Below are 10,910 nucleotides of genomic sequence, written 5' to 3'. Positions count from 1 at the left end.
GTCCTGCCGAACGGCTATGTGCAGACGCTGGGCAATGCCGGCTACACCATCACCGGCACCTCGGGTACCGACCAGACCGGCCTGAATTTTGCCAACTTCGTGCCGGGTTCCATCCATGGCTTCAAGTTCGAGGACTTGGATGCCAATGGCAAATACGATGGCTCCGATACCCCGATGGCGGGCATCACCATTCAGTTGAAGGGCGATGTGGACGGCAACGGCACGATCGACACGCTCACAACCCTGACCGACGCGAACGGCTTCTTCTCGTTCGGCAACCTCCATCCCGGCACCTACACGATCTCCGAGCTGTTCATGGATGGAACGACCTGGGCGGCGACTGTCGATCACAATAAGGACGGTGTCGGCGATGCCACCACGACCGTTACCGTGCTCAGCGGCCAGGAACTGGTCGCGGTTGCGGGGGAGGAGGGGCAGCTCGACTCGCTTCACACAGAGGTCAATGTCGACAACGCGCTGACTTTCGGCAACCACAAGCTTGGCGCCCTCGGGCTCACGCCCGGCTTCTGGTACAATCATGAATATGTCTGGGATGCTCCGATCAGCGGCCCCGACAACAGCAATGGCGGCGTGGACGGCAAGGGCGTCTCTCTCGCCTCCAAGCTCGCTGCCGCCGGCACGATCTCGGCCTTGGACATCGCCAACAATCTGCCCGGCAACCTCGATGTCGACAAAGACGGCCACAAGGATCTGCTGTTCACGGATGCCAGCGGCAAGTCCCTGGTGATCGAATGGGATGATGCCCGCGAGATCGTCGGCGGGGCCAACGGCACCGGCGGCGACAAGCTCGGCGATTTCGTCCGCTATGCGATCACCACGCTGCTGAACGGATCTGGTGTTCCGGACTTCCAGACTCCGGACGGCATGATTGCCAATATTAGAGACTGGCTGATCGCAAACGGCGGCGCGACGCAGCAGGACACCAACGGCGACCACCAGATAACCCCCGCCGATGCTTATGTGCTCAACTACAACAACGCCACGGAACCGGGCAAAGACGGCTTCACCAAGACGGTCAAGGCAAGCAGCGCCGCCTGGCAAAGCTCGGTTGGGGGCGTGCCGTCCGGCGCCCAAATCTTTGCCGACATGAACGCCACGACCGACGGCGCCACCGGCAACAACATGATGATGTCGCTGAACCAGTCGCATGTCTTCACGACGCAGGACGAGGGCGATCACTTCGGCATTCTCTCGTCGGTGCTGAATTATTCGGGCAGCTACCTGCAGCTCCACGTTTGATGGAGCCGTGCGCATACAGACACCGATCGAGGGCGAGCTCATCTCGCCCTCGGTCCGCGCGCAGTAGGCGTTCGACGTCGGGCGCGCGCGATCAAATTCGAGAAAGGGCAAAGAGGGCCGATATGAACCAGCGCGTTGAGAAGATCATCGACCGGCCCGATGCGCCGGAGATTTTTTGCGACGGCGCGCTGGCCATAAGTTTCCGTCAGGATGTGCTGCGCCTTACCCTCTACTCGGACCGCATCGATGCCGCAGAGCGCGCCAACATCAATCGTGTCGTCGTCGGACAACTGTCGATGCCGCCGGCAGGTTTCGTCGATCTCTATAATCAGATGACCGCGGTCATGGCACGACTGACGCAGGCCGGAAAGGTGCATCCGGTCGAACAGAACCGGCAACAACCGTCCTGACTAAGCAAAACCCGCTGTGAGGCGATCTATAAAAGAAAAGCCCGCCAATCGGCGGGCTCTTTTGCTTTGGCTGGAGGCCTTTGCTTAGTTGAACTTGTACTTGGCGTCGATGCGCACGGTGTGGAAGGACGGGGTCGCCGTCGCTAGACCGCTCGGGATCGGGAATGCATCCGAGAAGTCTTCCTTCTCGAACTGCGAGTAACGGTATTCGATGCCCACGGTCATCTTGTCCGACAGGGCGGTTTCCAGGCCCGCGCCGACCGAGAAGCCGCTGGAGCCCCAATCGACGTCGAGCGGTGCCGGAGCGTCGAGCTTGAAGTGCTGCCAGCTATAGCCTGCGAGGGCATAAGCCAAGGTCGCCTCGTTGACCTTCATGCCGATACGGCCGAGCACGTCGAAACCATAGTCGGCGTTGAGGCTGATCGAGTCGACACCGCCCAGGATGCCACCCAGATCAAGCTTCGATTTGATGCCGGAGAGACGCGCGTCGACCAGGCCGCCGACCACCCAGCTGCCCATGTCCTGGTCGTAGCCGATGCTGGCCTCGCCGAACACGCCTTCGCCGCCGAGGCCGTTGAACTTGGCGCCGCCCAGTGGCGGAATCTCGATCTGATGCACGACCGCTCCGGCGCCGAGCCCACCGCCGACATAGAAGCCAGTCCAGTTGTAGGAAGGCGTCTCGAAGCTGGCCGCGCCGCCATCATTGGCGTTGAAGCGATAGCTGGCTGCTACTTCGAAGGTGTGGCGTGAGGTATCGAGGTTGAGCGCGCCGTCCGGAGCATTCAGCCCGGCATCCGAGAGCAAGCTGTCGTTGGTGCTGAAGCGCGTGTAGCGATACTCGCCCTTGAGAGTCCAGTTGTTGTTGATCGCCGTTTCGACACCGGCGCCAACGAAGTAGCCGCCCTGATCCCAATCCATGCCGAAACCGGCATTGGTGTCGAGCTTGTACTTCTGCCAGGCGTAGCCGCCAAGAACATAGCCCAGCGTGCTCGGCGTCAGCAGGTAACCGGCGCGCACGCCGACGTCGAAGCCATAGGTTTCCTTGATGTCCGCGCTCAGCCCAGCGAGGTCAAGCGAAGTCTTGATCGTGCCGACATGCGCGTCGATCAAACCGCCGAGCAGGAAGCGCTGCGAGACCATATGGTCGTAGCCGACGGTCGCCTGGCCGAAGATGCCTTCGCCGCCGATGCCGTTAAGCGAAACGCCAGGCGCGAAATCGCTGCTGAGCTTGTGAACATTGGCGCCGGCGCCGACGCCGAAGCCGACATAGACGCCGCTCCAGTTGAAGCCGGGAGCCGCCTGCTCCTGGATCACGTCGGCGGCATGCGCGGCCGACATCAAAGCGACGGCCGAAACCGCCCCCAACAAAACAGATTTCGCGGAAAAGCGAGTAAGCATAGCCCATAACCCCAATTTAAACCCGACGAGGTTCTAGCAGGAGTTGTTGAAATTTGTGGTGGCAGAAATGCCACACCCATGGGCAAACTGCCGCAACGACAGGCACAAACAGGCGATGCTCCCAAAAATGGCCAGCCGGACCGCTGCAATCACTCCAGCGGGGTCGATGCGGAGATCCTTTAGACCTCGGACAGGTTTTGCCGGTATCTATCGGGAAAAGGAGCTGGAAAGTCATGACCGAGATCTGGCGCTCACTCCTGGGCGATCTTGCCCTCGTCTCGATCCTGGTCATCCCCCCTTGCCAACCCCGCCAACATTCCCTAATCTCCGCCTGAGAAAACCTTTTCCCAACTCGCTCCGCGCCCGCTGACCTCACCCGTCATCACAGCGCGGGGCGATAAGAGAAAACCTTTTCTCAGTTAAGGGAATCCGCCGCGCCCATGTCCACCGACGCCGAGCCAGCGCCAGTTTCCGCCAAGCCGCCGGTCACGCTGCGCGAGGTCGCGGCCGCGGCCGGCGTCAGCGTGGCGACGGCGTCCAAGGCGCTGAACGGGCAGGGACGCATGACCGCCGAGACGCGCGAGCGCATCCGCGAGACGGCGCGGCTGCTCGGCTTCCGGCCGAACAGCCTGGCGCAGAGCCTGTTGCGAAAACGCTCCTTCACCGTCGGGCTGCTCACCAACGATACTTATGGCCGCTTCTCGCTGCCGCTGATGGCCGGCGTTTCGGATGCGCTGGTCGACAAGGGCGTGTCGGTGTTCCTGTGCAATGTCGAAGACGACCAGCGGCTTGGCCAACTGCATGTCGAGGCCATGCTCGACAAGCGCGTCGACGGTATCGTCGCCACCGGAAAACGCATCGACCGCCATCTGCCGGTCGATCTCTCCAACCTGCGCATTCCGGTCGTCTACGCCTTCACCCAGCCCGATCCCGGCGCGGTCGGCCTTGTCTCCGACGACGCCGGCGGCGCGCGGCTGGCGGTCGAGCAGTTTGTGCGGGTCGGGCGGCGGCGCATCGCCCATGTCACCGGACCGGCGAGCTTCGCGGTGGTGCATATGCGGGCCGAGGCCTATCGCGACGTTCTGAACGAGAACGGCCTGGCCTTGAGCGAGCCGCTGCTCGGCGCCTGGTCGGAAGCTTGGGGTCACGATGCAGTGGCAAGACTGTTCGGGAAGGCCGGCAGGGAAGCCTGGCCGGACGCCGTCTTCTGCGGCAACGACCAGATCGCCCGCGGCGTCATCGATGCGCTGCGCGAGCGCGGCATTGGCGTGCCCGACGATGTCGCCGTCATCGGCTTCGACAATTGGGAGATCGTGGCCGAGGCGACGCGTCCGCCGCTGACCTCCGTCGACATGAACCTGGCGAGCCTCGGGCGCGAGGCCGGGCTTGCCCTGCTTTCGCTCGTCGAGGGCCATCCGGCCGCGCCGGGCATCAGGAAACTGCCGTGCCGGCTGGTGATGCGTCAGTCATGCGGCAGTCCGCCGCAATGAAGTAACAAGGCCGCGCGCCCGAACAAGCCGGGCGGCGTGGCCAGAACAGGGAGGAGAACCATGAGGAGGAGTAACGTGAAGACCATGTTTGCCAAGCTGGCCTTGGCCGCGGCCGTCATCGGCGGCGGCCTGCAGGCGGCGTCCGCCGAGACCGCCAACATCTGGGTGCGCGCCGACGGCTCGAACTTCATGCCGCGCATCGTCGACGCCTTCAACAAGGCGAACAAGGACCAGGTCAAGCTCGACATCATCCCCAACGCCGAGATCATCCCGAAATATGGCGCGGCCGCCGCCGGCGGCACGGCGCCCGACGCGCTCTCGCTGGATCTCATCTACACGCCGTCCTTCGCCGCTGCCGGCCAGTTGGAAGACATCACCGACTGGGCGAAATCCTTGCCTTATTTTTCGAGCCTGTCGCCGGCGCATGTGAAGACCGGCACCTACAAGGACCGCATCTACGGCCTGCCGTTCTCGGCCGACGCCTCGGTGTTGATCTGGAACAAGAAGCTGTTCAAGCAGGCGGGGCTGGACCCTGAGAAGGGCCCGACCAACTGGGCCGAGATCGAGGCCGACGCCGAAAAGGTCAACGCGCTTGGCGGCGACATCAAGGGCTTCTACTTCTCCGGCAATTGCGGCGGCTGCAACATCTTCACCTTCACGCCGCTGATCTGGGCCTCGGGCGGCGACATCCTGTCCGAGTACGGTTCGAAGGCGACGCTCGACAGCCCGCAGCTGCGCGGCGCGATCGACCTCTACCGCTCGATGGTCAAGAAAGGGCTGGTGCCCGAGGGCGCGCAGACCGACACCGGCGCCAATTTCTTCGCCGCCTTCGCCGGCGGCAAGATCGGCATCTCGCCGTCGGGCGCCTTCGCCATCGGCGCGCTCAACACGCAGTACCCGGACGTCGACTACGGCATCACCTTCCTGCCGGGCAAGGATGGCGGCTGGTCATCCTTCGCCGGCGGCGACAATTTCGTCGTCACCAAGGGCACCAAGAAGATCGCCGTGGTGAAGGAATTCCTCGATTTCGCCTATTCGCTCGAGGGCCAGACCATCCTCGCCAAATATGGCAGCCTGCCGGTGCGCAACGACATCGCCAAGGATGCGCTGAAGGATCTCGACCCGCGCTACCAGGTGGCGGCCGAGGCGATGGCCAAGGGCAGGACGCCCTATTCGGTGGTGTTCAACGACCTGATCAACTCCGCCAACGGGCCGTGGACGCAGATGATCAACGAGGTCTTCTTCGGCGACGACGTCGACGGCGCCATCGCCAATGCGCAGGAGACGATGCAGTCGATCATCGACCAGGCGCCGAACAGGTAGACCAGGGCCAGCCGGCGGCGAGGATCGCGCAACGCCTCGCCGCCAAGGCTCTGACCGGCCGCCCGCCCCGTCTCCCTGGTCGGGCGGCCGGGGACTGTATCGCTGAATGGCAGGGACTGACGCGTTGAGAAAGCACACTCTCACCAGCATCCAATTTGAGGCGCCGCGAGGTTCGCTCCCCCTTCTCCCCTTGTGGGGTCAGAAGCGGTCCGCGCAGCGGACGAAAAGCCAATTGCCTGGCCTTTCGAGCTTCGAACGCCCTGAACCTGCGAAGGGCCGGGCGGTGCCCGGTCCACCCCCGGCCGGATCCCCGCTGCTTCGCAGCGTTCCGGCGTTCGCCGGCCTTTCATCGTGCCAGTGGCACGATGAATTCACCTACGGTGAACCGGCTGCTCACCCCACAAGGGGGGAAGGGGAGGTGCTACAATGACCGCCATCACAGCCGCCTCCGCGCCCGTCCGCGCACGCATCAGCGTCAGCCGCGGGCAATGGGTGGGCCTGGTCTATGTCCTGCCGGCCGTCGCCCTGGTCACCGTCTTCTTCGTCATCCCGCTCGGCATGACGGCGTGGATGTCGCTGCACAACTGGCCGCTGATGGGCGAGCATTCCTTCATCGGCCTCGACAACTACTTTGCCATCCTGCGCGACATGCGCTTCTGGAATGCGCTGAAATTCACCTTCTACTATACGGTGATCGTCACCATCGCGATCTTCGCCGTCGCCTTCCCGCTGGCGATCTTCATCGAGCGGCCGCGCCCGCTCACCAATCTCTACCGCACCGCCTTCTTCATGCCGGCGGTGGTCGGCTTCGCGTCGGCGAGCCTGCTCTGGTCATGGCTCTTGAATGTCGATTCCGGTCTGTTCAGCCCGGCCGCCTTCGACCTCGGCCTGACCGGCAAGAAGGTCAATCTTCTCGCCACCTTCCAGCCGGCCTTCTGGTCGATCATCGCCATGGTGGTCTGGAAGGTCGCCGGCTTCACCATGATCATCCTGATGACCGGCCTGCAATCGATCCCGCAGGATCTGCAGGAGGCCGCCGTCATCGATGGCGCCGGCCCGTTCGCCAGGTTCAGGGCGATCACCTTGCCGCTGATGCGCCGCACGCTGGCGCTGGCGCTGATCCTGTCGGTCGCCGGCTCGATCCTCGCCTTCGACCAGTTCTACATCATCCTGCGCGGCGGCCCGCGCAACCAGACGCTGACGGCGGTCTACTGGATCTTCAACCAGTCCTTCGTCTCGTTCAAGCTCGGCTACGGTGCCGCGCTCTCGATGGTGCTGCTGGTCATCCTGGTGGCGCTCAGCCTCATCCAGCTCTGGCTGCTGCGCAAGCCCGAGGGGCTCGACTGATGGCCGAGGCGATGTCGCAAAACCGCAAAGCGGCCTTCAGCCTCGCCAGGCACTCGACCGGCATCATCGCCTCGGTGCTGTTTTTGGCGCCGATCGTATGGACGGTGCTGTCGACCTTCAAACCGGCGCAGGAAGCGCGCCAGCCGCCGCTGCCGCCCTGGCCGACCACCGGTTTCTCGATCGAGAATTATCAGACGCTGAACTCTTTCGGCGACGGGCTCTGGGTCTCGGCGCAGAACAGCATCTATGTCTCGGTGATGACGGTGCTGCTCTCGGTTCTGGTCAGCGTGCTCGCCGGCTACGGGTTTTCGCGCTTCCGCTTTCCGTTCCGGGATTTCTTCTTCGTCCTCATCCTGTCGACGATCATGATCCCGTTCCAGTCGATCCTGACGCCGATCTTCCTGGTGCTGACGAAACTGGGCCTGCACAACACGCTGACCGGGCTGGTCTGCGTCTATGTCACGCTGCAGCTGCCGTTCTCGATCTTCATGATGCGCAACGCCTTCGACGCCGTGCCGCGCGAGATCGAGGAGGCCGCGCGCATGGACGGCGCCAACAACGTCACCATGCTGGTGAAGGTCATGCTGCCGCTGGTCTGGCCGGGCGTCGTCACCATCGCGCTGTTCGCCTTCCTCGGCGCCTGGAACGAGTTCCTGGCAGCACTCGTGCTGATGACCGACCAGTCCAAATTCACCTTGCCGGTGATGATGACGGCGCTTCAGTCCGGCCGCTTCGGCGCCATCGACTGGGGCGCCGTGCAGGCCGGCGTCACGGTGATGATGGTGCCCTGCCTGATCCTGTTCTTGGCGCTGCAGCGCTTCTACATCCGCGGCCTGATGGCCGGGGCCGTCAAGTAATTCGAATGGAGTGAAATCATGACCGCATCGCAGCCCGCCGCGCAGACCGGCACCTCCGCCAGGCCTAAGCTTGCCTTCCGGCCGCTTCCCGTGCCGCAGGTCGATGTCCGCGGCTTCTGGGGCGACCGTGTCGATGCTGTCGCCGCCAGGACCGCCGGAATCCTCTACGACCGCTGTGTCGAGGCCCGCATGCTGGAGCAGATCGATCCGGACGTGCCGTCGCCGGGCGTCGTCATCCCCTTCCATGTCAGCGACGGCTTTACCGCGCGCACCGTGACCACCCAGATGTTCTGGGATTCCGATTGGGGCAAGACGATCGAGACCGCGGCCTATTCGCTCTACCGCCGCCGAAATCCCGATCTGGAAAAGAAGATCGACGCCGTCATCGACATGTACGGCAAGCTGCAGCAGGAGGACGGCTATCTGTCGAGCTGGTACCAGCGCATCCAGCCCGGCCTGCGCTGGACGAACCTGCGCGACTGCCACGAGCTCTACTGCGCCGGCCATCTGATCGAGGGCGCCGTCGCTTACTTTCAGGCGACGGGAAAACGCAAGCTGCTCGACATCATGAGCCGCTACGCCGACCATATCGCCGACACCTTCGGTCCCGAGCCCGGCAAGCGGAAGGGCTATTGCGGCCATGAGGAGATCGAGCTGGCGCTGGTCCGGCTCGCCCGCGTCACCGGCAATGACAAGTATATGAAGCTGGCTAAATACTTCATCGACCAGCGCGGCCAGCAGCCGCATTACTTCGACGAGGAGGCGCTGGCGCGCGGCGCCGACCCCAAGGATTTCCACTTCAAGACCTACGAATACAACCAGTCGCACAAGCCGGTGCGCGAGCAGGACAAGGTGGTAGGCCATGCGGTGAGAGCCATGTACCTCTATTCCGGCATGGCCGACATCGCGACCGAATATGGCGACGACACGCTCAAGGTGGCGCTCGAGCGGCTGTGGGACGATCTCACGACGAAAAGCCTCTACGTCACCGGCGGTCTGGGTCCGTCGGCGGACAATGAAGGCTTCACCAACGACTACGACCTGCCCAACGAGACCGCCTATGCCGAGACCTGCGCTTCGGTCGGGCTGGTGTTTTGGGCGAGTCGCATGCTGGGCATGGGTCCGAACGCGCGCTACGCCGACATGATGGAGCGCGCTTTATACAACGGCTCGATCTCGGGCCTGTCGCTCGACGGCTCGCTGTTCTTCTACGAGAACCCGCTGGAGAGCCGGGGCGGCCACCATCGCTGGAAATGGCACCGCTGCCCGTGCTGCCCGCCCAATATCGGCCGCATGGTGGCCTCGATCGGCAGCTATTTCTACGGACTCGCCGACGATGCGCTGGCGGTCCACCTCTATGGCGATTCGACCGCGCGCTTCGAGATCGCCGGCCGGCAGGTTACCCTGGTCCAGACCTGCAACTATCCCTGGGATGGCGCGGTCGCGATCGAGGTCGGGCCGGAGGCGCCGATTGCGTTCACGCTTCATCTGCGCGTGCCTGCCTGGTGCCGCAAGGCAGCGCTTCGGATCAACGGCAAGCTGGTCGATCTCGAAGCGGCGACGGCCGACGGCTATGCCGCGATCCGCCGCGAATGGCGACAGGGCGATAAGGTCGAGCTCGATCTCGAAATGTCGATGGCGCGCCTCTTCGCCAACCCGCAGGTGCGGCAGGACATCGGCCGCGTCGCGCTGGCGCGCGGCCCACTGATCTACTGCGTCGAGGAAACCGACAATGGCGGCGAGCTGCATCGCATAGCGCTATCGCGCACGGCCAAGCTCGAGGCGCACAAGGAGCCGACCCTGCTCGGCGGCGTGGTCACGCTTTCGGCCGTCGGCAGCCGGGCCGAAACGAAGAACTGGGGTCACGATCTCTATCGCCCCGAACCGCCGGCGACGAAGGAGACGAAGCTCAAGGCCGTTCCCTATTTCGCCTGGGACAACCGCGACCCCGGCGAGATGCTGGTCTGGCTAAGGGAGGGGTAGGGCAGCCTATCTCAAAGATGCACGAAGGCCGTCAGCGGCAAATGATCGGAGGCAACGCGCGACAGCGGCGTGTCATGCGCCTCGACCGCCGAGACCAGATCGTGCCGGTTGCCCATGATGCGGTCGAGCGCCAGCACCGGCAGGCCGGATGGGAAAGTCGGCACCGCCGGCGGCGTCGGGCCGAAGGTCGTGTGCAGCGTGTTCAGCGCCGAGCGGTTGCCGAGCCGCCATTCGTTGAGGTCGCCGAGCAAAAGCGTCGGCCTTTCGTCGGCGCTGTTCATGATGTCGAGCACGACGCGGGCCTGTTCCGAGCGCGAGCGGCGCAGCAGGCCGAGATGGGCGGCAATGACGCGCAGCGACCGTTTCTCGTCGAGATCGATCTCGGCGACCAGCGCGCCGCGCGGCTCCAGCCCCGGCAGCTTGATCTGATGGACGTCGCGCACGCTGCCGCGCTTGAACAACAGCACATTGCCGCGCCAGCCATGCCCCTTGCCGTTGCCGCTGACCGGCACCGGCACCAGCCCCGTCTCCAGTTCGAGGCGGGCAAGGTCGAGCAGCCCGGCCCTGTCGCCGAAGCGGTTGTCGGCCTCCTGCAGCGCGATCACGTCGGGGCTCATTTCGCGGATGACGCGCGCCGTCCGATCCGGATCGAACCTGCGGTCGGTGCCGATGCATTTGTGGACGTTGTAGGAGGCAACGACGATCTCGGCGCCGTTGACGCGCTTGCGCGGCGTCGCCCTCGCCTTGCGCGCGCTTCTGCCGCGGATCGAGAGCAGCACGGTCTCGGGCAGGCTGCGTCCTTTGATGTCGTCTATCTCCATGATCCCGGCGCTCGATTTCCT

Annotated in this window: 9 protein-coding genes; 7 read left to right on the top strand and 2 right to left on the bottom strand. The window is 64.1% G+C overall.

All coding sequences use genetic code 11. The features are described from left to right. Together FJW10_RS13045 and FJW10_RS13040 are read left to right on the top strand one after the other, a co-directional pair. Positions 1 to 1,260, top strand: a 1,260-nt coding sequence (locus tag FJW10_RS13045; RefSeq protein ID WP_210239798.1) for an SdrD B-like domain-containing protein, incomplete at its 5' end; no start/stop codon positions are given. 122 nt (positions 1,261 to 1,382) lie between these two features. Further along, positions 1,383 to 1,670 (top strand): hypothetical protein, encoded by a 288-nt coding sequence (locus tag FJW10_RS13040; protein WP_140900400.1) that lies wholly within the window; start codon positions 1,383 to 1,385, stop codon positions 1,668 to 1,670. A gap of 84 nt (positions 1,671 to 1,754) precedes the next feature. On the opposite strand, the gene FJW10_RS13035 is transcribed toward FJW10_RS13040, so the two are convergent. Next, positions 1,755 to 3,008: an outer membrane beta-barrel protein gene (locus tag FJW10_RS13035; protein ID WP_246674240.1), complete on the bottom strand. Its 1,254-nt coding sequence runs from the start codon at positions 3,006 to 3,008 to the stop codon at positions 1,755 to 1,757. A gap of 500 nt (positions 3,009 to 3,508) precedes the next feature. On the opposite strand from FJW10_RS13035, the gene FJW10_RS13030 reads away from it, so the two are divergent. From FJW10_RS13030 to FJW10_RS13010, 5 genes are all read left to right on the top strand, one after another. Further along, complete coding sequence (locus FJW10_RS13030; RefSeq protein ID WP_140900398.1) at positions 3,509 to 4,558, top strand: LacI family DNA-binding transcriptional regulator; 1,050 nt, start codon at positions 3,509 to 3,511, stop codon at positions 4,556 to 4,558. A 75-nt stretch (positions 4,559 to 4,633) separates the two neighbouring features. Further along, positions 4,634 to 5,881, top strand: coding sequence for a sugar ABC transporter substrate-binding protein (locus tag FJW10_RS13025; protein WP_140900397.1), 1,248 nt, complete (start codon positions 4,634 to 4,636; stop codon positions 5,879 to 5,881). Between the two features lie 426 nt (positions 5,882 to 6,307). Beyond that, positions 6,308 to 7,228, top strand: a complete 921-nt coding sequence (locus tag FJW10_RS13020) for a sugar ABC transporter permease (protein ID WP_140900396.1) — start codon at positions 6,308 to 6,310, stop codon at positions 7,226 to 7,228. After that, a complete protein-coding gene (locus FJW10_RS13015; RefSeq protein ID WP_140900395.1) occupies positions 7,228 to 8,085 on the top strand; it encodes a carbohydrate ABC transporter permease in 858 nt (285 codons plus the stop codon). The genes FJW10_RS13020 and FJW10_RS13015 overlap by 1 nt, the downstream gene beginning before the upstream one ends. A gap of 18 nt (positions 8,086 to 8,103) precedes the next feature. Beyond that, positions 8,104 to 10,068, top strand: coding sequence for a glycoside hydrolase family 127 protein (locus FJW10_RS13010; RefSeq protein WP_140900394.1), 1,965 nt, complete (start codon positions 8,104 to 8,106; stop codon positions 10,066 to 10,068). 11 nt (positions 10,069 to 10,079) lie between these two features. Here the strand turns inward: FJW10_RS13010 and FJW10_RS13005 are convergent, their stop codons facing one another. Then, on the bottom strand, positions 10,080 to 10,889 hold the full coding sequence (locus FJW10_RS13005; protein WP_181177513.1) for an endonuclease/exonuclease/phosphatase family protein: 810 nt from the start codon (positions 10,887 to 10,889) through the stop codon (positions 10,080 to 10,082). Positions 10,890 to 10,910 lie beyond the last annotated feature (21 nt).

The organism is Mesorhizobium sp. B4-1-1, from assembly GCF_006439375.1.
Taxonomy (GTDB): domain Bacteria; phylum Pseudomonadota; class Alphaproteobacteria; order Rhizobiales; family Rhizobiaceae; genus Mesorhizobium.
This window is presented reverse-complemented; position numbering and strand designations above follow the sequence as displayed.

What these genes read in the sequence shown, in the direction of transcription:
- FJW10_RS13040 (WP_140900400.1), top strand. Translation starts at nt 1,383, where the DNA reads ATGAACCAGCGCGTTGAGAAGATCATCGACCGGCCCGATGCGCCGGAG.
- FJW10_RS13035 (WP_246674240.1), bottom strand. Translation starts at nt 3,008, where the DNA reads ATGTCGGCCGCGCATGCCGCCGACGTGATCCAGGAGCAGGCGGCTCCC.
- FJW10_RS13030 (WP_140900398.1), top strand. Translation starts at nt 3,509, where the DNA reads ATGTCCACCGACGCCGAGCCAGCGCCAGTTTCCGCCAAGCCGCCGGTC.
- FJW10_RS13020 (WP_140900396.1), top strand. Translation starts at nt 6,308, where the DNA reads ATGACCGCCATCACAGCCGCCTCCGCGCCCGTCCGCGCACGCATCAGC.
- FJW10_RS13015 (WP_140900395.1), top strand. Translation starts at nt 7,228, where the DNA reads ATGGCCGAGGCGATGTCGCAAAACCGCAAAGCGGCCTTCAGCCTCGCC.
- FJW10_RS13010 (WP_140900394.1), top strand. Translation starts at nt 8,104, where the DNA reads ATGACCGCATCGCAGCCCGCCGCGCAGACCGGCACCTCCGCCAGGCCT.
- FJW10_RS13005 (WP_181177513.1), bottom strand. Translation starts at nt 10,889, where the DNA reads ATGGAGATAGACGACATCAAAGGACGCAGCCTGCCCGAGACCGTGCTG.